Annotated in this window: 19 protein-coding genes; 11 read left to right on the forward strand and 8 right to left on the reverse strand. The window is 56.7% G+C overall.

What is annotated here, in order from left to right; translation table 11 throughout:
- Positions 1–879, reverse strand: a complete 879-nt coding sequence (locus tag FFI16_RS26705) for a FecR domain-containing protein (RefSeq protein ID WP_138815326.1) — start codon at positions 877–879, stop codon at positions 1–3.
- A gap of 344 nt (positions 880–1,223) precedes the next feature.
- On the opposite strand from FFI16_RS26705, the gene FFI16_RS26710 reads away from it, so the two are divergent.
- On the forward strand, positions 1,224–1,943 hold the full coding sequence (locus FFI16_RS26710) for a response regulator transcription factor (protein ID WP_017135134.1): 720 nt from the start codon (positions 1,224–1,226) through the stop codon (positions 1,941–1,943).
- A gap of 104 nt (positions 1,944–2,047) precedes the next feature.
- Here FFI16_RS26710 and gyrB read toward each other — a convergent pair whose 3' ends face one another.
- Genes gyrB through dnaA form a run of 4 tightly spaced genes read right to left on the reverse strand, consistent with a single transcriptional unit; the run spans position 2,048 to position 8,256 of the window.
- On the reverse strand, positions 2,048–4,465 hold the full coding sequence (gene gyrB, locus FFI16_RS26715) for a DNA topoisomerase (ATP-hydrolyzing) subunit B (protein WP_138813197.1): 2,418 nt from the start codon (positions 4,463–4,465) through the stop codon (positions 2,048–2,050).
- A 4-nt stretch (positions 4,466–4,469) separates the two neighbouring features.
- Positions 4,470–5,573, reverse strand: coding sequence for a DNA replication/repair protein RecF (recF, locus tag FFI16_RS26720; protein ID WP_138813198.1), 1,104 nt, complete (start codon positions 5,571–5,573; stop codon positions 4,470–4,472).
- Positions 5,574–5,593: 20 nt separating this feature from the next.
- Positions 5,594–6,697, reverse strand: coding sequence for a DNA polymerase III subunit beta (gene dnaN / locus FFI16_RS26725; RefSeq protein WP_017135131.1), 1,104 nt, complete (start codon positions 6,695–6,697; stop codon positions 5,594–5,596).
- Between the two features lie 38 nt (positions 6,698–6,735).
- Positions 6,736–8,256, reverse strand: coding sequence for a chromosomal replication initiator protein DnaA (dnaA, locus tag FFI16_RS26730; RefSeq protein WP_138813199.1), 1,521 nt, complete (start codon positions 8,254–8,256; stop codon positions 6,736–6,738).
- A gap of 586 nt (positions 8,257–8,842) precedes the next feature.
- On the opposite strand from dnaA, the gene rpmH reads away from it, so the two are divergent.
- From rpmH to mnmE, 5 genes are all read left to right on the forward strand, one after another.
- Positions 8,843–8,977 carry a 50S ribosomal protein L34 gene (gene rpmH, locus FFI16_RS26735; RefSeq protein WP_003213577.1) on the forward strand — a complete coding sequence of 45 codons (135 nt, stop codon included), beginning with the start codon at positions 8,843–8,845 and terminating at the stop codon, positions 8,975–8,977.
- 16 nt (positions 8,978–8,993) lie between these two features.
- Positions 8,994–9,398, forward strand: a complete 405-nt coding sequence (gene rnpA, locus FFI16_RS26740; protein WP_026013533.1) for a ribonuclease P protein component — start codon at positions 8,994–8,996, stop codon at positions 9,396–9,398.
- Positions 9,391–9,636, forward strand: coding sequence for a membrane protein insertion efficiency factor YidD (yidD, locus tag FFI16_RS26745; RefSeq protein ID WP_073636650.1), 246 nt, complete (start codon positions 9,391–9,393; stop codon positions 9,634–9,636). Before rnpA ends, yidD begins: the two co-directional genes overlap by 8 nt.
- A gap of 2 nt (positions 9,637–9,638) precedes the next feature.
- The gene (yidC, locus tag FFI16_RS26750) at positions 9,639–11,321 is read left to right on the forward strand and encodes a membrane protein insertase YidC (protein WP_138813200.1); all 1,683 of its coding nucleotides are present in this window, start codon (positions 9,639–9,641) and stop codon (positions 11,319–11,321) included.
- A 79-nt stretch (positions 11,322–11,400) separates the two neighbouring features.
- Positions 11,401–12,771, forward strand: a complete 1,371-nt coding sequence (gene mnmE, locus FFI16_RS26755; protein ID WP_138813201.1) for a tRNA uridine-5-carboxymethylaminomethyl(34) synthesis GTPase MnmE — start codon at positions 11,401–11,403, stop codon at positions 12,769–12,771.
- A gap of 19 nt (positions 12,772–12,790) precedes the next feature.
- Here the strand turns inward: mnmE and FFI16_RS26760 are convergent, their stop codons facing one another.
- The 3 genes from FFI16_RS26760 to FFI16_RS26770 all read right to left on the reverse strand — a co-directional run bounded on the left by FFI16_RS26760 (position 12,791) and on the right by FFI16_RS26770 (position 16,770).
- Positions 12,791–15,229 carry a TonB-dependent siderophore receptor gene (locus tag FFI16_RS26760; RefSeq protein WP_138813202.1) on the reverse strand — a complete coding sequence of 813 codons (2,439 nt, stop codon included), beginning with the start codon at positions 15,227–15,229 and terminating at the stop codon, positions 12,791–12,793.
- 90 nt (positions 15,230–15,319) lie between these two features.
- Positions 15,320–16,264: a FecR domain-containing protein gene (locus FFI16_RS26765; protein WP_138813203.1), complete on the reverse strand. Its 945-nt coding sequence runs from the start codon at positions 16,262–16,264 to the stop codon at positions 15,320–15,322.
- A complete protein-coding gene (locus FFI16_RS26770; protein WP_138813204.1) occupies positions 16,264–16,770 on the reverse strand; it encodes a sigma-70 family RNA polymerase sigma factor in 507 nt (168 codons plus the stop codon). Before FFI16_RS26770 ends, FFI16_RS26765 begins: the two co-directional genes overlap by 1 nt.
- A gap of 554 nt (positions 16,771–17,324) precedes the next feature.
- On the opposite strand from FFI16_RS26770, the gene mnmG reads away from it, so the two are divergent.
- The 5 genes from mnmG (at position 17,325) to FFI16_RS26795 (ending at position 22,112) form a co-directional block, all read left to right on the forward strand.
- On the forward strand, positions 17,325–19,217 hold the full coding sequence (mnmG, locus tag FFI16_RS26775; RefSeq protein ID WP_058420583.1) for a tRNA uridine-5-carboxymethylaminomethyl(34) synthesis enzyme MnmG: 1,893 nt from the start codon (positions 17,325–17,327) through the stop codon (positions 19,215–19,217).
- On the forward strand, positions 19,214–19,858 hold the full coding sequence (gene rsmG / locus FFI16_RS26780; RefSeq protein WP_138813205.1) for a 16S rRNA (guanine(527)-N(7))-methyltransferase RsmG: 645 nt from the start codon (positions 19,214–19,216) through the stop codon (positions 19,856–19,858). Before mnmG ends, rsmG begins: the two co-directional genes overlap by 4 nt.
- 18 nt (positions 19,859–19,876) lie before the next feature.
- A complete protein-coding gene (locus FFI16_RS26785; protein ID WP_017477894.1) occupies positions 19,877–20,674 on the forward strand; it encodes a ParA family protein in 798 nt (265 codons plus the stop codon).
- A gap of 9 nt (positions 20,675–20,683) precedes the next feature.
- Positions 20,684–21,556 (forward strand): ParB/RepB/Spo0J family partition protein, encoded by an 873-nt coding sequence (locus FFI16_RS26790; RefSeq protein WP_056860943.1) that lies wholly within the window; start codon positions 20,684–20,686, stop codon positions 21,554–21,556.
- A gap of 148 nt (positions 21,557–21,704) precedes the next feature.
- Positions 21,705–22,112 (forward strand): F0F1 ATP synthase subunit I, encoded by a 408-nt coding sequence (locus tag FFI16_RS26795; RefSeq protein ID WP_010565865.1) that lies wholly within the window; start codon positions 21,705–21,707, stop codon positions 22,110–22,112.
- Positions 22,113–22,123: the final 11 nt, after the last annotated feature.

Consider the following 22,123-nt stretch of genomic DNA (forward strand, 5'->3'; position numbering starts at 1 on the left):
TTAACCACCATTGGCCTGGACCTGAGTGGCGGGTGGGTAATAGAAGATGTCATAAACCCCGGTTTCTCCCTCCAGGCCCTGCGCGTCATAGGCGGACAAACGCACGTGGTAAAACGATGCTTTGAGCCCAGTGAAGCGCATTTTCGGCTCACTGGAAAAGTTTTCCTGCTTGATGTTCATAAAGGCTGAGTCGGTCGCCACTTGGGCACGGTAGCGCTGTGCACCGGCTAATGGCCTTAGGTACAGGCTCCAGACCGGCGACTGGCCTTTCTGGCCGTCCTGGCCAACCAATACAGGCGCGGGCAAAAGCTCCACGGTCTTGAGTTCACCTTGTTGCTTGATCAGCAGACCTTGGCGTGCGTCCACCTTCACTTCGGCTGCGGCGCTGCCTGCTGCGCGGTTAACCGCTACCTGACCATTAAGCACTTCGAGCACAGATTGCTCGCCGTCATTGCGCACGCGAAAGTGCGTGCCGCGCACGCCCAGAACGCCGACGGGCGTCACGATCTGGAAACGGTCGTAGTCACTGGACCGCTTGATCACATAGGTCTCAACCTGGCCCTGTTCCAGAATGACCTGGGGCATCGCCTGTTTCTCCACAAGGTGCAGGCGTACCTGTGAACTGGAGGGCAGCACCACGCTGGAACCATCACCCAAGCGCAGGCTGACAAAAGCTGATGTCGACGTCTTCACGCCTTCTTGCTCATCAATGCTCATCCCTTCCAGCAGGGGCTGTGCCCTGCCTTTGGCATCAAGCTTCCAGGCTTCACCCGTCAAATGCTGCACAACGGCCGGCAGCGGTTGTGCGCGGCACTGGAAAGGCTCGTCGATATAAGCGGGGCGATAGGGCGTGGCAGCCTGTGTGGTTCCGATGACCATGGCCAGCAACGCAGGTAGGGCACAACACAATCGATAGGCAGAACAGGTCATGGTGCTCATCACCCGGGTAGTTTCAGACGGCATCTGAACTCGGCACGTAGAGGTTTACGGCAGCGCATGTGTCGGCTGATCCTTTTCCTCAGGGGTGGGAGCCGGTATCTTTCGACTAGCAGGTACGAACGACTTTAAACGGGTTTACGGCCCTTTGATATCAGCGTACCGATAGATCCTGTGAACGTTGAGTCTGGCCACAATTCTTCAGATTCAACCACAGGCATCTGCGCATTACCTACGCGATTGAACAGGCCGTCGGCTGTCGTATTTTTTGTAGAAAGGACCCACCCATGCGTGTCGCAATACTGGACGACGAACCCGCTGAATTGCGTCGGGTTGAACAGACGCTGCGACAGATCCCCAGCACCGCAGAGCAACCCTGGTCCCTGCATTTTTTCGAGCGCGGAGAAGACCTGCTGCGCCAACTGCGCCGCGAAACCTTTGACCTGTTGATACTCGACTGGCAACTGCCCGACATTACGGGCATCGCATTACTGCGCTGGACGCGCGAGCACATGGACTCACCACCCGCCGTGATCATGTTGACCAGCCGCGATGCCGAGAGCGATATCGTCACCGCACTCAACAGCGGGGCGGACGATTACGTCAGCAAGCCGTTTCGACCGAATGAGCTTAAGGCTCGGGTTAACGCTGTACTACGCCGCCATGGGCTGCAAAAGCCAGCCACCAACGAGGTTCAGAGTTTCAACGACCTGACCTTTGACGATGCAGAGCTGACGGTGACGCGCGCGGGTAAGCCGATCAATCTCACCGAGCGTGAATACCGCCTCGCCAGTTGCTTGTTCGCCAACCTTGCACGGCCACTGTCTCGGGAATATCTGTATGAGCGATTTTGGAGTCATGAAGAAATGGTCTCCTCACGGCCACTGGATACGCATATTTATCGGCTGCGTAACAAGCTGGGGTTGACCGCCGACAGAGGTTGGCAGCTGCTGACTATCTATGGATACGGCTACCGGTTGGAGAGTGTGGCGGCGGCCCAAGGTTAAAAACGCTGATGTTCCACGTGGAGCAATTGTAAAACCCTTTAGTCTCACGCAATAAAAAAGGCCAACGCTAAGCGTTGGCCTTTTTGTTTTAGCGGGTAGCCTGATCAGAAGTCCAGGTTAGACACCGCCAAAGCGTTACTCTCGATGAAGTCACGACGAGGCTCGACCGCATCACCCATCAGGGTGTTGAAGATCTGGTCTGCGCCGATGGCGTCTTCGATGGTCACGCGCAGCATGCGACGCTGAGCAGGATCCATGGTGGTTTCCCACAATTGATCCGGGTTCATCTCGCCCAGACCTTTGTATCGCTGGATGGTGTGGCGCTTGGTGCTCTCGGCCATCAACCAGTCCAGGGCTTCCTTGAATTCCTTGACTGCTTTCTTACGCTCGCCACGCTGGATGTAAGCGCCGTCGTCCAACAGGGTGCTCAATTGCGCGCCGAGGGTGACCACGGTTTTGTAGTCGTTGCTGCCGAAGAAGTCGCGGTTGAAGGTGACGTAGTTCGACAGGCCGTGGGAGATCAGTTCGACCTCTGGCAGCCACACGTTACGTTCACGGTCTTCACGCAGGCTGGCTTTGTACACCAGGCCAGACTTCTCGACGGTGCGCAGGCGCACTTCGTACTGAGCCAGCCAATCCTGCATATGTGCATGATCGCCCAACTGTTCCAGGCTCACGGAAGGCAGGTAGATGAAGTGCTCGGTCAGCTCCTGAGGGTACAGGCGCGACAAACGCTTGAGGGTCTTCATTACCATACGGAAGTCGTTAACCAGGCGCTCCAGCGCCTCACCGGAAATGCCCGGGGCTTCGTCGTTCAAGTGCAGGCTGGCATCTTCCAGGGCCGACTGCGTCATGTACTCTTCCATGGCGTCGTCGTCTTTGATGTATTGCTCTTGCTTGCCCTTTTTCACTTTGTACAACGGCGGCTGAGCGATGTAGATGTAGCCACGCTCGATCAGCTCCGGCAACTGACGGAAGAAGAACGTCAGCAGCAGGGTACGAATGTGCGAACCGTCGACGTCAGCATCAGTCATGATGATGATGTTGTGGTAACGCAGCTTGTCGATGTTGTACTCGTCGCGGCCAATACCGCAGCCCAGCGCCGTGATCAAGGTGCCGACTTCCTGAGAGGAAATCATCTTGTCGAAGCGAGCCTTCTCGACGTTGAGGATCTTACCCTTCAACGGCAGGATGGCCTGGGTGCGACGGTTACGACCCTGCTTGGCGGAACCGCCAGCAGAGTCACCTTCCACCAGGTACAGTTCGGAGAGGGCAGGGTCCTTCTCCTGGCAGTCAGCCAGTTTGCCCGGCAGGCCAGCGATATCCAACGCGCCTTTACGGCGGGTCATCTCACGGGCTTTACGCGCCGCTTCACGGGCACGCGCAGCGTCGATCATCTTGCCGACGACCAGCTTGGCTTCGTTCGGGTTTTCCAGCAGGAAGTCGGAGAAGTACTTGCCCATCTCCTGTTCCACTGCGGTCTTCACTTCGGAAGACACCAGCTTGTCTTTGGTCTGGGAGCTGAACTTTGGATCCGGCACTTTCACCGAGATAATCGCGGTAAGACCTTCACGCGCATCGTCACCGGTAGTGGCCACTTTGTGCTTCTTGGCCAAGCCTTCCGCTTCGATGTAGGTGTTCAGGTTACGCGTCAGTGCGGAACGGAAACCCACCAAGTGAGTACCGCCGTCGCGCTGTGGAATGTTGTTGGTGAAGCACAACAGGTTCTCGTTGAAGCTGTCGTTCCACTGCAGGGCGATTTCAACGCCGATGCCGTCTTCACGCTGGATGTTGAAGTGGAACACCTGGTTGACCGCAGTCTTGTTGGTGTTCAGGTATTCAACGAACGCACGCAGGCCGCCTTCGTACTTGAACAGTTCTTCCTTGCCGCTGCGCTCGTCCTTGAGGACGATACCCACACCGGAGTTGAGGAACGACAGTTCACGAATACGCTTGGCCAGGATGTCCCAGCTGAAGTGGATATTCTTGAAGGTTTCTGCCGAAGGCTTGAAGTGGATCTGCGTACCGGTGGATTCACTGTCACCAACGATTTTCATCGGCTCTTGTGGAACACCGTGGACGTAGGTCTGTTCCCAGATCTTGCCGCTACGGCGAACCGTCAGGATCAGCTCTTCGGACAGGGCGTTCACCACCGACACACCTACACCGTGCAAACCGCCGGAGACTTTATAGGAGTTGTCGTCGAACTTACCGCCGGCGTGAAGCACGGTCATGATGACCTCTGCCGCCGATACGCCTTCTTCTTTGTGCACATCGACCGGAATGCCGCGACCGTTGTCGCGCACAGTGATGGACTCATCCGGGTGGATGATAATGCTGATGTCGTCGCAGTGACCGGCCAAAGCTTCGTCGATGGAGTTGTCGACCACCTCGAACACCATGTGGTGCAGACCGCTACCATCATCGGTGTCGCCGATGTACATACCAGGACGTTTGCGTACGGCATCCAAACCTTTCAGCACTTTAATGCTGGTCGAGTCGTACGTGTTTTCTTCGCTCATGCCTTCACTCCCGATGGTCGTGGGTCTGGGTGATACGGCCCTGTTCCACGTGGAACAAAGCGACTGGCGTTTCCGTCTGCCAGCCTTCCCTCAATAATTCGTGGTCTACACAGGTGATAAACACCTGGCAGCGTAAGTCTTCCAACAAGCGGCATAACGCGCGGCGGTGCTGCTCGTCGAGTTCGGACGGCAAGTCATCCACCAGATAAATACACTGACCGCGCCGGGCTTGGCTAACCAAATGCCCTTGGGCAATACGCAGTGCACACACCACCAACTTTTGCTGACCGCGGGACAAGATATCCGCGGCATTGTGTGCGCCTAATCTAAGACGCAAGTCAGCACGTTGTGGGCCTGCCTGGGTATGGCCAATTTGCTGATCCCGCTGCAAAGACGTGGCGAGCACTGCGCTCAGCTCACGTTCTTTATCCCAACCACGGTAGTAGCTCAGCGTCAGCCCCTCGAGTTCCAACAACTCACTCAAGGTCTGCTCAAAGACTGGTTTCAAGGCTTTGATATAGATACGGCGGTATTCATCTATTTCGTCGCTGGCCAGGCACAGTTCCCGGTCCCAGGCCGCTTGTGAAGCGGCGTCAAGTGTACCATGCCGCAGCCATGAGTTCCGCTGCCGCAGGGCCTTCTGCAGGCGCTGCCAAGTGGCCATGAAGCGCGGTTCCACGTGGAACACTCCCCAATCAAGGAACTGCCTGCGGATTTTCGGCGCACCTTCCAACAAGCGAAAGCTGTCTGGGTTGATCAGCTGCAACGGCAGGATTTCTGCCAATTGCGCGGCACTGCGGGCATTTTGCCCGTCAATACGAATCTGGAACTCACCGCCTCGATCACGGGATATCCCCAAGGCGCTATGCCCACCTTCTGCCAGTTCAACTTGACCAAACACTGTGCAAGCTGGCTGTTCATATTGAATCACCGGTAACAAGCGAGCACTACGGAAGGAACGGGCGAGCCCTAGCAGATGGACGGCTTCCAGCACGCTGGTTTTGCCGCTGCCGTTAGCGCCGTAAAGGATGTTAATGCGGGGAGAAGGGGAGAAGGTCACCGGGTGCAGATTGCGCACCGCGGTGACAGAGACGCGACTGAGGGACATCTAGCTTCTGCTGAGCATGATTACAGGCGCATCGGCATAACAACGTAAGCCGAGTCGTCGTTGTCGGATTCTTGCACCAGGGCACTGCTGTTGGAGTCCGACAGAATCAGGCGAACCTGTTCGGTGGTCATCACGCCCAGTACGTCCAGCAGGTAGCTCACGTTAAAGCCGATTTCCAACGAGCCGCCGTTGTAGTCAACGCCGACTTCTTCTTCCGCTTCTTCCTGCTCCGGGTTATTGGCCTGGATTTTCAGCTGACCGTTGGCCAGTTGCAGACGAATACCACGGTACTTTTCGTTGGACAGAATCGCGGTACGGCTGAACGCTTCACGCAACGCCTGACGATCACCGATCACCAGCTTGTCGCCACCTTTTGGCAGCACACGCTCGTAATCCGGGAATTTGCCGTCGACCAGCTTGGACGTGAAGGTGAACTCGCCGGTGGTAGCGCGAATGTGGTGCTGACCCAGGACGATGCTGACGTTGCCATCCGGCTCGGTGAGCAGACGCGCCAGTTCCAGGATGCCTTTACGCGGCACGATGACCTGGTGACGGTCCGGCTGGCCGATATCTGCACGCATCGAGCACATGGCCAGGCGGTGACCGTCGGTGGCCACTGCACGGATAACGCCTTCAGCGACCTCCAGCAACATACCGTTGAGGTAGTAACGCACGTCCTGCTGGGCCATGGCGAAGCTGGTGCGCTCGATCAAACGGCGCAGTTTGCTTTGGTCCAGGCTGCAGGTCAGCGAACCTGGGCCTTCTTCGACGGTAGGGAAGTCATTGGCCGGCAAGGTCGACAGCGTGAAACGGCTGCGACCGGCCTTGACCACCAACTTCTGCTCATCAACCTTGATGTCGATCAGCGCGTCGTTGGGCAGGCTCTTGCAGATGTCCATCAGCTTACGTGCTGGCACTGTGATTTCGCCGGGCTCAGCCGGTTCTTCCAGCTGCACACGACCCACCAGTTCGACTTCCAGGTCGGTACCGGTCAGGGACAATTGCTGGCCTTCGACCACCAGCAATACGTTGGAGAGCACCGGCAAGGTCTGTCGGCGCTCGACGACGCCTGCGACCAGTTGCAGGGGTTTCAACAGGGCTTCGCGTTGAATGGTGAAATGCATGGTCTAGTCCCTTGCCTTAATAAGCTGCGCTGGTGCCATCAGGTAGTCAGTGTACGCAGCAGGTTCTTGTAGTCCTCGCGAATATCCGCGTCGGATTCCTTAAGTTCATTGATCTTGCGGCACGCGTGCAAGACCGTGGTGTGGTCGCGACCGCCAAACACATCACCGATTTCCGGCAGGCTATGGTTGGTCAGCTCTTTAGAGAGCGCCATCGCCACCTGACGTGGACGTGCCACCGAGCGCGAACGGCGCTTGGACAGCAGGTCGGAAATCTTGATCTTGTAGTACTCAGCCACGGTGCGCTGGATGTTATCCACACTCACCAGCTTGTCTTGCAGGGCCAACAAGTCTTTCAGGGATTCGCGAATCAACTCGATGGTGATGTCGCGGCCCATGAAGTGCGAGTGTGCAATGACCCGTTTGAGCGCGCCTTCCAACTCACGCACGTTGGAACGAATGCGTTGGGCGATAAAGAAGGCCGCATCGTGGGGCAGGTCGACTTTCGCCTGGTCGGCCTTTTTCATCAGGATCGCCACGCGGGTTTCCAGCTCCGGCGGTTCTACCGCAACGGTCAGGCCCCAGCCAAAGCGCGACTTCAAGCGTTCTTCCAGGCCTTCGATTTCCTTCGGGTAACGGTCACTGGTCAAGATGACCTGTTGGCCGCCTTCGAGCAGGGCGTTAAAGGTGTGGAAAAACTCTTCCTGGGAACGTTCCTTGCGAGCGAAGAATTGAATGTCATCGATCAGCAGGGCGTCCACCGAACGGTAGAAGCGCTTGAATTCGTTGATTGCGTTGAGCTGCAAGGCCTTGACCATGTCAGCGACGAAGCGCTCCGAGTGCAGGTACACAACCTTGGCATTCGGGTTCTTCTTTAATAGATGGTTACCCACAGCGTGCATCAAGTGAGTCTTACCCAAGCCAACGCCACCATAAAGGAAGAGCGGGTTGTAACCATGCTTGGGGTTATCAGCGACCTGCCAGGCGGCTGCGCGAGCCAACTGGTTGGATTTACCTTCGACGAAGTTCTCAAAGGTAAACGTACGGTTCAGGTAACTGGTGTGCTTGAGCGCACCTTCCACCTGCACGGTGCGCTGTTCGGCGCGAACCGGTGCTTGCTGGGAGCTGGCGCCGGCCATCGGGTCGAAGCTGTCACGCGACGGCTCTTCATTTATAGGCGCGTTTTTCTGCGATGAGGATTTCGACGGTGCCTGGGCAACGGGCGCCGACGAGTTATTAACAGGTGCCGGTGCCGCTTGGGCTTGCGACGCAGCAGCAGCCAAAGGCGCATTCGGCGCAGCGCGAGGTGCGGAGCTGCGTTTGCTGCCTATTAATAAGGAAAGCACGGGCGCAATGCCGTTGCCATGTTCATCGAGCAATTCGAGAACGCGGCTCAGGTATTTTTCGTTGACCCAGTCGAGAACAAAACGATTCGGCGCGTAGACACGCAACTCGTCGCCTTCGGCTTCGACCTGTAGCGGACGGATCCAGGTGTTGAATTGCTGGGCAGGCAGCTCTTCGCGCAAAAGCTCCACGCACTGCTGCCAAAGTTCCACTGACACGGATATCCCCTAAGTTGAAAGCCGGTGAGGCAAAAACAGCCGCCATTGTAGCGGCCAGCCGTCCACTTATCCACATGTAGGTTGCTCACAGGGCAGCCAAAATCAATGTGTTAAGTGCAAAAAAGCCGACCAATGGTCTGTGCATAAGCTCTGTGGATAAACGCACCTAAGCCCGTTGTACAAGTGGGGTCGAAACTCTGTGGGTAACTGGCCTGTGGATAACAACCCATTCCACCCACAGCTTATCCGACAGCGCAGCACAGGCAGAGCACCGTTTTCCCCCGTACTTGTCATTCTCTGTACATCAGGTGGAATATGGCCTCAAGGCAGTTATCCACAGATGATCGCCTGCCTAACTTTTATAAGCTTTACAGAAAAGCTTTAAATAACTTCCTTCTTTATTTTTATATCTATGGCATTGCTCGTGAAAGCACGGCGCACAGAAAAGGACCGATTACCCATAGAAGATCTAATTGAAGGAAAAGCTGGTTGGAAATTGACCTAGAGGCTTGCTTTCTCTAGAATCGCCGGTCTCTTAAAACGGGGGCCATTCCGGCCCGTTGTGGACGAACCAGGTAACAACGCCATGAAACGTACTTTCCAACCAAGCACCATCAAACGCGCCCGTACTCACGGCTTCCGTGCTCGCATGGCTACCAAGAACGGCCGTGCTGTCCTGTCGCGTCGCCGCGCCAAAGGTCGTGCGCGTCTGGCAGTTTGATAATCCGGTACTGGTGGTGAGTCAGGACTTCAGTCGGGAAAAGCGTCTGCTAACCCCCCGGCATTTCAAGGCAGTCTTTGACTCCCCCACCGGCAAGGTTCCGGGGAAAAATCTCCTGCTCCTTGCGCGTAACAACGATCTGGATCACCCCCGTCTCGGGTTGGTGATCGGCAAGAAGAGCGTAAAGCTCTCCGTTGAGCGCAATCGCCTCAAGCGTCTGATGCGCGAATCGTTTCGCCTCCACCAGGACACTCTGGTTGGTTGGGATATTGTTATCGTCGCGCGCAAAGGCTTGGGGGATGTAGAAAACCCCGAATTGATTCAGCATTTCGGCAAGCTCTGGAAACGTTTGGCGCGTACCAACAAGCCAGCACCAGCAGTCAGCACCGAAACTGTAGGGGTAGACAGCACCAATGCGTAAACTGGCACTCGTTCCGATCCAGTTTTACCGTTATGCCATTAGTCCTCTGATGGCAGACCACTGTCGTTTCTACCCCAGCTGTTCCTGCTACGCGTTAGAAGCCATAGAAAATCATGGTCTTCTGCGCGGTGGCTGGCTGGCCTTTCGTCGTTTAGGCCGCTGTCATCCGTGGAATCCCGGTGGTTTCGACCCGGTTCCACCTATCCCTACCTCCCGTTCTTCTTCGATGGCCGAGTAATCATGGATATTAAACGCACGATCCTGATCGTCGCCCTGGCAATCGTGTCCTACGTCATGGTTCTTAAGTGGAACCAGGACTACGGCCAGGCTGCCCTGCCGACTCAGAATGTTGCTACCAACCAGGCTGCGCCGGCTATTCCGGACACCCCGTTGGGTAACAATGCGTCCGCGAGTGCCGATGTTCCCAGCGCGAATGGCGAGACAAGCGCCCCTCTAGAAACGCCAGTGGTCACCAATAAAGACCTCATCCACGTGAAAACGGATGTGCTCGACCTGGCTATCGACCCACAAGGTGGTGATATCGCGCAGTTGAAACTGCCGCTGTATCCACGTCGCCAAGACCATCCGGATGTTCCGTTCCAACTGTTCGATAACGGTGGTGAACGTACTTATCTGGCGCAAAGCGGCCTGACCGGCACTGACGGTCCGGATGCTCGTGCTACCGGTCGTCCGGTTTATTCGACCGAACAGAAGACTTATCAACTGGCCGATGGCCAGAACCAGTTGAATGTCGACCTGAAATTCAGCCTCGACGGCGTCAACTACATCAAGCGTTTCAGCTTCACCCGTGGTCTGTACGACTTGAAGGTCACTTACCTGATCGACAACGAAAGCGCCAAACCATGGACCGGCAACCTGTTTGCCCAGCTCAAGCGTGACAACAGCGCCGACCCTTCTTCCAGCACCGCCACCGGCACCGCGACTTACCTGGGCGCCGCCCTGTGGACAAGTAGCGAGCCGTACAAAAAAGTGTCGATGAAAGATATCGACAAGGGCACGCTGAAAGAAACCGTCCAAGGCGGCTGGGTTGCCTGGTTGCAACACTACTTCGTGACCGCATGGATCCCGAACAAGGGTGACGCCAACCTGGTTCAAACCCGCAAAGACAGCCAAGGCAACTACATCATTGGTTTTACTGGCCCGGCGTTGACCGTCGCTCCAGGTGCCAAGGCTGAAACCAGCACTACCCTGTACGCCGGCCCGAAAAGCCAGGCGGTGCTCAAAGAGTTGTCCCCAGGTCTGGAACTGACTGTGGATTACGGCATTCTGTGGTTCATTGCCCAGCCGATTTTCTGGCTGCTGCAACATATCCACAGCATTGTGGGCAACTGGGGCTTCTCGATCATCTTCCTGACCATGCTGATCAAAGGGATCTTCTTCCCGCTGTCGGCAGCCAGCTACAAGTCGATGGCGCGTATGCGTGCCGTTGCGCCAAAACTGGCCGCTCTGAAAGAGCAACATGGTGACGACCGGCAGAAAATGTCGCAGGCCATGATGGAGCTGTACAAGAAAGAGAAGATCAACCCGCTGGGTGGTTGCTTGCCGATTCTGGTGCAGATGCCGGTATTCCTGTCGCTGTACTGGGTGCTCCTGGAAAGCGTCGAAATGCGCCAGGCACCGTTCATTCTGTGGATAACTGACCTGTCGATTAAAGACCCGTTCTTTATTCTGCCGATCATCATGGGCGCGACCATGTTTATCCAGCAGCGTCTGAACCCGACTCCGCCGGATCCGATGCAGGCCAAGGTAATGAAAATGATGCCAATCATCTTCACCTTCTTCTTCCTGTGGTTCCCTGCTGGTCTGGTGCTGTACTGGGTGGTCAACAACGTGTTGTCGATCTCTCAACAGTGGTACATCACACGTAAAATCGAAGCGGCTACCAAAAAAGCTGCGGCGTAATTTACTCTGTGGATAACCACTCAAGACGCCCCCTAGTGGGGCGTTTTGCTTTCTGTCACTTTTGTTCTGGAACCTGCTGATGAGCGCTCCTCGTGAAACCATCGCTGCTGTCGCTACCGCTCAAGGTCGCGGCGGTGTCGGTATCGTTAGAATTTCCGGGCCGCTGGCCAGCGTGGCAGCCCAGGCCATCAGCGGCCGTGAGTTGAAACCCCGATATGCCCATTACGGGCCATTCCTGGATGCGGATGAAACGGTATTGGATGAAGGGTTGGCGCTGTATTTTCCCGGCCCTAACTCGTTCACCGGTGAAGATGTTCTGGAACTGCAGGGCCATGGCGGCCCGGTGGTACTGGATATGTTGCTGCAGCGTTGCCTGCAATTGGGCTGCCGTCTCGCGCGCCCAGGCGAATTCAGCGAGCGGGCATTCCTCAACGACAAACTCGACCTGGCCCAGGCCGAGGCGATTGCCGATTTGATCGAAGCCAGTTCTGCACAGGCGGCGCGCAATGCGCTGCGCTCGCTGCAGGGGGCTTTTTCCCTGCGTGTGCATAACTTGACCGAGCAGTTGATCAGTCTGCGTATCTACGTTGAGGCTGCGATTGACTTCCCAGAGGAAGAAATCGACTTCCTCGCTGATGGCCACGTCCTGGCGATGCTGGATAAAGTCCGTGATGAGTTATCCACCGTGCTGCGCGAGGCCGGGCAGGGTGCTTTGTTGCGTGACGGCATGACAGTGGTGATCGCCGGGCGCCCGAATGCTGGCAAGTCCAGCCTGCTCAATGCGTTGGCTGGCCGAGAAGCTGCGATTGTCACCGAGATTGCCGGCACCACCCGGGACATCTTGCGCGAACATATCCACATCGATGGTATGCCGCTGCACGTGGTCGATACCGCCGGCTTGCGCGATACCGACGACCAGGTGGAAAAGATCGGCGTGGAACGGGCGCTCAAGGCGATCAGTGAAGCGGACCGTGTATTGCTGGTGGTGGATGCCACTGCGCCAGAGGCTATGGATCCTTTTGCCCTGTGGCCGGAATTCCTCGAGCAGCGGCCAGACCCGGCCAAAGTTACCTTGATCCGTAACAAAGCGGATTTAACCGGGGAAGCCATTGCCATCCAGACCAGCGACGATGGCCACGTCACCATCAGCCTGAGCGCAAAGTCGGCTGGCGATGGGCTGGAATTGCTGCGCGACCACCTCAAGGCCTGCATGGGCTATGAGCAGACCTCCGAAAGCAGCTTCAGCGCACGCCGCAGGCACCTGGAGGCGCTGCGCCATGCCAGTGCGGCATTGGAACACGGTCGGGCTCAACTGACCTTGGCGGGGGCTGGCGAGCTGCTGGCTGAGGATTTGCGCCAGGCGCAGCAGCTGCTTGGGGAAATCACCGGTGCGTTCAGCTCCGATGATTTGTTGGGACGGATCTTTTCCAGCTTCTGTATTGGTAAGTAGCCAAGTTATCCACAGCGCCTTACCAGTTGTAGGACACCGTGCCGAGCAAGGTACGGCTGTCACCCCAGTAACAACGCCCGGCATCGTTGCAACCGGATACATATTCCTTGTCGAACAGGTTCTTGGCGTTCAGATCCACCGACCAGTGCGGGTTGATCTGATAACCCACGGCCGCATCCACCAACGTCACGCTTCCCGCATCCAACTTGCCGTATAGCGTGGGGGCGGTGTAAGAAAAAGTACTGTCGAAGTAACGCACGCCGCCACCCAGGGACAAACCCTTGAGCTGGCCATCGAGGAAGCGGTACTTGCTCCACACCGAAGCCTGGTTGCGTGGAACCCCTGTCATCTGATGGCCCTCAACCAGTGACGTCGCAGAATCCTTGGTAATCCTTGCGTCGGTATAGGTGTAGGCCGCGGTGATATTCAGATTCGGTGTGAGATTGCTGTTGATCTCGACTTCTGCACCTTTGGCGCGACTTTCACCGACTTGGCGATAGCTGTTGGTGGTGGCGTCCAGGTAGGTGTCGTCTTGCTTGCGCAGGTCATACACCGACAATGTCATCGCGGTGTCCCAGCCGATCGGCTCGTATTTAACACCCACTTCGTATTGGCGGCTGGTAATCGGCTTTAACGGTGAGCCGGCGTTGGAAATCTGCTGCACCGGGACGAAGGCGGTGGAGTAGCTGACATACGGGGTCAGCCCGTTGTCGAACTGGTACATCACTCCGCCTTGATAGGTGAATTTCTTGTCCTCAGAGCCGGTGTTGCTGGCTTTGTTTACCTTGTCGCGAAAATCACTGTTGACCCAGTCCTGGCGACCGCCCAGCAGGAACAGCCAATGGTCGTACTTGCTCTGCACCTGTGCATAAACCCCTTTCATCTGCTGCTCAAGCAAGGTGTTCTGTACCGCGATCGGCGTGAGTGGGTCACGCAGATACACCGGGTTATACACATTGATAGTGCCGGCAAACCCTGCGTCCCAATCCTGATTGAACGAGGTGCGGTCGTAGCTGGCGCCGAACAGCACAGTGTTTTGCAGGTCACCCAGTTGGAATTTACCTTCGAGCTGGTTATCCAGGGAATACACCATCGACTTGTTGTAACGGTCGTAGGCGGTCATGTTCAGTTGGGTGCCAAAGCCGCGATTATTCAAGGCGCTGGGCCAGGTTTCATGGCGGTTGATGCGCGACTGCATGTAACGCGAGTTCTGACGGAACTGCCAATCGTCATTGAAGCTGTGGCTGAACTCGTAACCGGTGCTCCAGGCTTCGCGTTCAAAGGTGTTCCAATCCGGATCGCCAAGCATGGTGTGTTTGGACAGCTTGCCGTTGGGGTTATTGAGCAACGTGCCGGCGGCCGGTAGGCCCAGTTCCAGGTTGGTGTGGTCCTTCTGGTAGTTGGCCAGCAGCGTCAGGGTGTTGTAGTCGTCGAAGTTCAGGGTCAGGGATGGCGCGATATACAGGCGATCATCGGGTACATGGTCGGTCTGGGTGTCGGACTTGCGGCCCAGCATGACCACGCGGCCAAGCACATTGGCGTTGTCATTGAGCGGCCCGGAGAGATCAACACCCAATTGGCGCCGATTGTTGGAGCCATAGCCCAATTGCACCTCGCCTTGCGGCGTGGCAGTCGGGTGTTTGCTGACCAGGTTCACCAAGCCACCCGGTGCGTTTTCGCCATAGAGCAGGGATGAAGGGCCGCGGAAAATTTCCACGCGCTCCAGGCCATAGGGCTCGCTGGTGGTGTCATACCGGTTACCTTGAACACGCAGGCCGTCGCGCAACAGGCCGTAGCCATAATCCGTGGCGTTGAAGCCGCGAATGAAGAACAGATCACCGGCCAGGCCATCGCCAGCGGCGAAGGGTGGAGCGAAGATCCCTGGTACATAACCCAAGACTTCAGTCAGCGTCTGCGACTTCTGGTCCTTGATGCGCTGGCCGGTGACCACCGACACCGACCGGGGCGTTTCCGACAGCGGCGTACTGGTCTTGGTGCCGATACGGCTGTTTTGTGCCTTGTAGCCAACATCACCGGCACTATCCTGGTTAAAACCCAGTTGTTGATACGTGCTGACGGTCGTGGGTGCCAACGTCAGTTGCCCGGCAGGCGCGGCTTGCAACACATAGCTACCGGGCGCTTGCGCCACAACCTGCAGCCCCGAGTTTTGCAGCAGCAGTGCAAAGCCCTGATCAACCGAGTAATCACCTTCCAGCCCTGGCGTGTTTAAACCTGCGGTTTGCTCAGGGGAAAACGACAGGATCACATTGGCCCTGGCAGCAAACTGGCTGAGTGCGGCGTCCAGCGGCCCGCTAGTGATGGTGAAGTGCTGCGCTGTGCTGGCGGCCATGGCACCGGCTGGCAGCAATAAACCTGCGGCGGCGGCCGAGCACAGTAATAAACCGTAGGTCATGCCATGGTAGGAAAGGCGTTGGCGTAGCTTGATAGGAAGGCGCATAGGTGGTGAAGCCCTGTAGGTAGCGTCGTGATTACCTGTAGGGCCGGGCCAGGTATAAAAAAGATAACCCCCTGTGGATTATTTTTTCTTTCAGCCCAGGTGCGTGACCGCGACCCAATAGCGGCTGAAATATTTCACCTGTATCGGCAGCGTGGCTTGCAGGTTAGCCAGTACCGCGTCGGTGGAATCCAGGCGGAACGTCCCGGAGACTCGCAAGCGTGCCGAAGCCGAATCGCATCGCAGAACGCCAGGGCGGTAGCGCGCAAGGTCGGCAAGCAGATCCCCAAGGCGAGCGTCGAGAACGATGACCTGACCATCGACCCACGCCGCTTGCGTGCGGCGATAGAAATGACTGGGCCGCACATTTTCCCGATCGAAGTCAGCACTCTCACCGGCACTGAGTAATCGCTTGTGATCCGGCGTGTCGGCAGGCGAGAGACTCACTTGGTCTTCCAGCACACCCACCCGAGTTGAGCCCGTTAGTTGACGCACGGTAAACCGAGTCCCCAATGCCTGGACCCGGCCTTCGCGAGTTTCGACGTAAAAAGGCGTTTGCCCACCTGGTTTGCCGGTGTGGATAAGTACTTCACCGTCGCGCAGGCGGATCAGACGCTGGCGTTGATCAAACACCACATCAATTGCAGTGCTGGTGTTCAGATCAATCTGAGTACCGTCAGCCAGCTCGATGCGCCGGCGTTCACCGACGCGTGTTCGATAATCCGCCCAGAAATTGCCCACAGCCGTGTGTTGTTGGACATTGAAGCCCAGACAGCCGGTGGCGCCCAATACCAACATCCACTTGAGCACTTGGCGCCGTTGTTGCGTAGCCGATAAAGCGCGACGCGTGAAATCCTGGGGCAGGGCGCCGAGGCTGCGCTGTAATTGCTCCAACTGGTTCCATGCCGCTTGGTGAGAGGGGTCGCGGTTGAGCCATTGCTGCCAGGCATGCCGTTCGGCCGGGGTAGGCACCTGCGCTTGAAACTGCACATACCAGCTGGCAGCCGCCTCGAAAACCTTGCGATCCGGCGCGGGCATTATAGGGTCGCCATGATCAATGAGAATTCGGTGAGCGCACGGATCATGTGCTTCTTGACCGTCGTCAGCGATACCTGCAACTGCTGGGCGATCTGTTGATAAGTCAGACCTTCAATCTGCGACAGCATGAAAATATGGCGTGTCCGCCGCCCCAATTCCGACAAGGCTTTATCCACAGCCACCAGGGTTTCGATGATGATTGCCTTGTCTTCTTCACTGATGGCTGTGGCTTCAGGACGCTCGGCCAATGACTGTTTATAAGCCTGTTCAATGGCCGATCGACGATAGCGGTCAATCACCAAACCCCTGGCGATTGTGGCCAGGTAATCACGCGGTTCGAGGATTTGCCCTGCATGGCGACCGCCCAGGATACGCACGAAGGTGTCATGTGCCACATCGGCTGCATCGCAAGCGTTGTGCAACTTGCCTTTAAGCCACCCGTGCAGCCATGAATGGTGCTGCTCATAGATGTGCTGGACGGCAGCCGTGTGTGAAGGAAAGGGCATAGGGCGCGACAGGATAGGTTAATGATAATCGCTATTATTAACTGCGCCGCTGAATTCTCACAATAGCTCTGCTTTTTTTAGATCCATGCACCGAATCGAAAGCTTTGGTGGCCTTGCCATGACCTCAAGGCGGGATTTCTGTGGATTAAGCCCTGTGAATAACCGCACCTGTGCCCAGTTGATAACAGGGCCTGAAACCTGAGTAAAAACCCCTCTGTGGATAACCACCCCTTTAATCCACAGGCTTAAAGCACTTATCCAAGGGCCTCATTGGCACATGACCACAGACTTTTGAATCTCTGTACACAAGATAAATAAAGGCCTGTAGAGATCTATCCACAGAAATGATGCTCAGTAGAAATAAACATAAAAACAAAGATCTTATAAATTTCTTCTTTTTTAATTTCTATTGTCTGTGATTCATCCACAGCTGGTTAAATTTTGTGCAAAGGGTTCTTTAGGAAGGGCTAAGTCCCTATACTTGCCGCCAAAGCTCTAAAACTCTTTCAACAAACAATTCCTGATTACCTACATAAGCAGGCACGAGGTGCGTGGTGGATTTCCCTTCCCGTTTTGAAGTGATCGTCATCGGCGGCGGTCATGCCGGTACCGAGGCAGCACTGGCGTCAGCACGCATGGGCGTTAAAACCCTGTTGCTGACGCATAACGTGGAAACCCTCGGTGCCATGAGTTGCAACCCCGCGATCGGTGGGATCGGCAAAAGCCATCTGGTTAAAGAAATTGATGCCCTTGGCGGTGTCATGGCCATGGCTACTGACAAAGGTGGTATTCAATTTCGCGTGCTCAACAGCCGCAAAGGCCCGGCCGTACGCGCTACTCGGGCACAGGCCGACCGCATCCTCTACAAGGCTGCGGTGCGTGAAACCCTGGAAAACCAGCCGAACCTGTGGATATTTCAACAAGCTGCCGATGACCTGATCGTCGAACAGGACGTGGTGAAGGGTGTTGTTACCCAGATGGGCCTGCGTTTCTTCGCAGAATCCGTGGTGTTGACCACCGGTACATTCCTCGGCGGACTTATCCACATCGGTATGCAGAACTATTCCGGCGGTCGCGCCGGTGACCCGCCGTCGATTGCCTTGGCAAAGCGCCTGCGTGAATTGCCGCTGCGTGTCGGTCGCCTAAAAACCGGAACCCCGCCACGTATCGACGGGCGTTCTGTGGATTTCTCGGTAATGACCGAGCAAGCCGGTGATACACCGATCCCGGTCATGTCGTTCATGGGCAACAAAGAACAGCACCCGAAACAGGTGAGCTGCTGGATTACCCATACCAACGCCCGCACCCACGAAATCATTGCCGCGAACCTCGACCGTTCGCCGATGTATTCCGGGGTGATCGAAGGTATCGGCCCGCGTTATTGCCCATCGATCGAAGACAAGATCCATCGCTTTGCCGACAAGGAAAGCCACCAGGTCTTCATCGAGCCGGAAGGCTTGACCACCCATGAGCTGTACCCGAACGGGATTTCCACATCCTTGCCGTTCGACGTGCAAATTCAGATCGTGCAGTCGATTCGCGGTATGGAAAACGCGCACATCGTGCGTCCGGGCTACGCCATCGAATACGACTACTTCGACCCGCGTGACCTGAAGTACAGCCTCGAAACCAAAGTCATCGCCGGTCTGTTTTTCGCTGGCCAAATCAATGGCACCACCGGTTACGAAGAAGCCGGCGCCCAAGGTTTGCTGGCCGGGACCAACGCTGCATTGCGCGCGCAGGGCAAAGACAGCTGGTGCCCGCGTCGCGATGAAGCGTACATCGGCGTATTGGTTGATGACCTGATTACCCTTGGCACCCAGGAACCGTACCGGATGTTCACTTCCCGGGCGGAATACCGTTTGATCCTGCGCGAAGACAACGCCGACCTGCGCCTGACCGAAAAAGGTCGCGAACTGGGTCTGGTCGATGACGCGCGTTGGGCAGCCTTCTGCAAAAAACGCGAAAGCATCACGCTCGAAGAGCAACGCCTGAAAAGTACCTGGGTTCGCCCCGGCACTGAGCAGGGCGATGCGATTGCGGAAAAATTCGGCACGCCGCTGACCCACGAATACAACCTGCTGAACCTGCTGTCGCGTCCAGAAATCGACTACGCTGGTCTGGTCGAAGTGACCGGCCAGGGAGCAGAAGACCCGCAGGTTGCCGAGCAGGTCGAGATCAAGACCAAATACGCCGGTTACATTGACCGCCAACAGGACGAGATCGCTCGTCTGCGCGCCAGTGAAAACACCAAGCTGCCTGTGGATATCGATTACACCGGGATTTCCGGGTTGTCGAAAGAAATCCAAAGCAAGCTGGGGATAACTCGGCCGGAGACGCTGGGCCAGGCTTCGCGTATTCCCGGCGTCACACCAGCAGCCATTTCGCTGTTGATGATTCATTTGAAAAAACGCGGCGCGGGCCGTCAGTTGGAGCAAAGCGCTTGAGTTCGTTGGTCACCTCGCAACACGCCGAAGAGTTATCCACAGGTGCACGCCAGTTGGGCGTGGACCTGACCGCAGCCCAGCACGAATTGCTGCTGGGCTATCTGGCCCTGTTGATCAAGTGGAACAAGGCTTACAACCTGACTGCGGTGCGTAACCCTGACGAAATGGTGTCGCGGCATTTGCTCGACAGCTTGAGCGTGATGCCGTTTGTCGAAAACGGCCGTTGGCTTGATGTTGGCAGTGGCGGTGGGATGCCAGGCATTCCGCTGGCGATCCTGTTTCCCGAGTCGCAAGTGACGTGCCTGGACAGCAACGGCAAGAAAACCCGCTTCCTGACCCAGGTAAAACTCGAGCTCAAACTGGACAACCTGCAAGTTATCCACAGTCGCGTAGAAGAGTTCACACCTGAACTGCCCTTCAACGGAATTGTTTCCCGGGCCTTCAGCAGCATGGAGAACTTCAGCAACTGGACGCGCCACTTGGGCGACCTCGACACGCGCTGGCTGGCAATGAAGGGCGTTCATCCAAGCGACGAGCTGTTAGCATTGCCGACAGACTTCCACCTCGATAGCGAACACGCCTTGGCCGTACCCGGTTGCCAAGGCCAACGCCATCTGCTGATACTGCGCCGCACGGCATGATTGGGAACACAAGCAAGAATGGCTAAGGTATTCGCGATAGCGAACCAGAAAGGTGGCGTGGGCAAAACCACCACCTGCATCAACCTCGCAGCATCCCTGGTCGCCACCAAGCGTCGGGTGCTGTTGATCGATCTTGATCCACAGGGCAACGCCACCATGGGTAGCGGTGTGGATAAACACGGCCTGGAAAATTCAGTCTACGACTTGCTGATTGGCGAGTGTGACCTGGCCCAGGCCATGCACTACTCCGAGCACGGTGGTTATCAACTGCTGCCGGCGAACCGCGATTTGACTGCGGCGGAAGTGGTGCTGCTCGAAATGCAGATGAAAGAAAGCCGTCTGCGCAGCGCCTTGGCGCCAATTCGCGAGAACTATGATTACATTTTGATCGACTGCCCACCGTCGCTGTCGATGCTGACGCTCAACGCGTTGGTGGCCGCCGATGGGGTGATTATCCCCATGCAGTGCGAGTACTTCGCGCTGGAAGGTCTGAGTGACCTTGTGGATAACATCAAGCGTATCGCCGAGTTGCTCAACCCGAACCTGCAAATCGAAGGCCTGCTGCGGACCATGTATGACCCGCGCCTTAGCCTGATGAACGATGTGTCGGCGCAGCTCAAGGAACACTTCGGTGATCAGCTCTACGACACGGTGATCCCACGCAACATCCGCCTGGCCGAAGCGCCAAGCTACGGCATGCCCGCGCTGGCGTACGACAAATCATCGCGTGGTGCCATTGCCTACCTGGCACTGGCCGGCGAGATGGTTCGTCGTCAACGCCGCAACTCACGCACCGCTGCAGCCCAGCCAACTTAAGGAATCCCCATGGCCGTCAAGAAACGAGGTCTCGGACGTGGACTGGATGCACTGCTGAGTGGTCCGACTGTCACTTCGCTTGAAGAACAAGCGGTGCAGGCCGACGAGCGCGAGCTGCAACACCTGCCGCTGGACCTGATCCAGCGTGGCAAATACCAGCCACGCCGGGACATGGACCCCCAGGCGCTGGAAGAACTGGCCAACTCGATCAAGGCCCAGGGCGTGATGCAGCCGATTGTGGTGCGCCCGATTGGCGGCGGTCGGTTTGAGATCATCGCCGGCGAACGCCGCTGGCGCGCGAGCCAGCAGGCCGGCAAGGAAACCATCCCGGCAATGGTGCGCGATGTACCGGATGAAACCGCCATCGCCATGGCGTTGATCGAAAACATCCAGCGTGAAGACCTCAACCCGATCGAAGAAGCGATTGCGTTGCAGCGTTTGCAGCAGGAATTCCAGCTGACCCAGCAACAAGTGGCCGACGCGGTGGGTAAATCCCGCGTCACCGTGTCCAATTTGCTGCGTCTGATCGCGTTGCCGGAAGTCATCAAGACCATGTTGTCCCACGGTGACCTGGAAATGGGGCACGCCCGTGCTTTGCTCGGTTTGCCGGAAAATCAACAGGTTGAAGGGGCGCGACACGTTGTCGCACGGGGGCTTACGGTGCGTCAGACGGAGGCGCTGGTTCGCCAGTGGCTGAGCGGCAAACCTGCACCGGTCGAAACCGCCAAACCTGATCCGGATATCGCACGCCTCGAGCAGCGCCTGGCCGAGCGGCTGGGCTCTGCGGTACAAATTCGTCACGGCAAGAAGGGCAAAGGGCAATTGGTCATCGGATATAACTCGCTTGACGAGCTTCAGGGCGTCCTTGCCCACATCCGCTGAAACATTTGCTTATGTAGCGCGCGATCGGAAAACACTACCCGACAGTTGAATAGGGGCTGAACCGCCCCTATACTCTGCGCGCATTTTGTCGGCACAAATTATGCCAAGTTATTGATTCTCGGCAGCCGACCATTGAGGAGCAAGAGTGATGGAAACCCGCACGCCAAACACGTTGCCGTTCCATCGCTTGGCCGTTTTTCCGGTTTTATTGGCTCAATTTGTCATTTTATTAATCGCTGCGTTGGCGCTTTGGTACTGGCATGGAGTCGTAGCCGGATATTCAGGACTCTGCGGAGGCCTGATAGCCTTGCTGCCCAATATGTATTTTGCTCACAGGGCCTTTCGGTTTTCCGGCGCCCGAGCAGCCCAGGCTATCGTCCGGTCATTTTATGCCGGCGAGGCGGGGAAACTGATTTTGACGGCAGTGCTGTTTGCACTGACCTTTGCAGGTGTGAAGCCATTGGCGCCGCTGGCTGTATTCGGCGTCTTCGTGTTGACCCAACTGGTCAGCTGGTTCGCTCCCCTGCTAATGAAAACAAGACTTTCGAAACCTTAGGGCGTTTGAGG

The sequence above is a fragment of the Pseudomonas sp. KBS0710 genome, from assembly GCF_005938045.2.
Taxonomy (GTDB): Bacteria; Pseudomonadota; Gammaproteobacteria; order Pseudomonadales; family Pseudomonadaceae; genus Aquipseudomonas.

What these genes read in the sequence shown, in the direction of transcription:
- FFI16_RS26705 (WP_138815326.1), bottom strand. Translation starts at nt 879, where the DNA reads ATGGTCATCGGAACCACACAGGCTGCCACGCCCTATCGCCCCGCTTAT.
- FFI16_RS26710 (WP_017135134.1), top strand. Translation starts at nt 1,224, where the DNA reads ATGCGTGTCGCAATACTGGACGACGAACCCGCTGAATTGCGTCGGGTT.
- gyrB (WP_138813197.1), bottom strand. Translation starts at nt 4,465, where the DNA reads ATGAGCGAAGAAAACACGTACGACTCGACCAGCATTAAAGTGCTGAAA.
- recF (WP_138813198.1), bottom strand. Translation starts at nt 5,573, where the DNA reads ATGTCCCTCAGTCGCGTCTCTGTCACCGCGGTGCGCAATCTGCACCCG.
- dnaN (WP_017135131.1), bottom strand. Translation starts at nt 6,697, where the DNA reads ATGCATTTCACCATTCAACGCGAAGCCCTGTTGAAACCCCTGCAACTG.
- rpmH (WP_003213577.1), top strand. Translation starts at nt 8,843, where the DNA reads ATGAAACGTACTTTCCAACCAAGCACCATCAAACGCGCCCGTACTCAC.
- yidD (WP_073636650.1), top strand. Translation starts at nt 9,391, where the DNA reads ATGCGTAAACTGGCACTCGTTCCGATCCAGTTTTACCGTTATGCCATT.
- yidC (WP_138813200.1), top strand. Translation starts at nt 9,639, where the DNA reads ATGGATATTAAACGCACGATCCTGATCGTCGCCCTGGCAATCGTGTCC.
- mnmE (WP_138813201.1), top strand. Translation starts at nt 11,401, where the DNA reads ATGAGCGCTCCTCGTGAAACCATCGCTGCTGTCGCTACCGCTCAAGGT.
- FFI16_RS26760 (WP_138813202.1), bottom strand. Translation starts at nt 15,229, where the DNA reads ATGCGCCTTCCTATCAAGCTACGCCAACGCCTTTCCTACCATGGCATG.
- FFI16_RS26765 (WP_138813203.1), bottom strand. Translation starts at nt 16,264, where the DNA reads ATGCCCGCGCCGGATCGCAAGGTTTTCGAGGCGGCTGCCAGCTGGTAT.
- FFI16_RS26770 (WP_138813204.1), bottom strand. Translation starts at nt 16,770, where the DNA reads ATGCCCTTTCCTTCACACACGGCTGCCGTCCAGCACATCTATGAGCAG.
- FFI16_RS26785 (WP_017477894.1), top strand. Translation starts at nt 19,877, where the DNA reads ATGGCTAAGGTATTCGCGATAGCGAACCAGAAAGGTGGCGTGGGCAAA.
- FFI16_RS26790 (WP_056860943.1), top strand. Translation starts at nt 20,684, where the DNA reads ATGGCCGTCAAGAAACGAGGTCTCGGACGTGGACTGGATGCACTGCTG.
- FFI16_RS26795 (WP_010565865.1), top strand. Translation starts at nt 21,705, where the DNA reads ATGGAAACCCGCACGCCAAACACGTTGCCGTTCCATCGCTTGGCCGTT.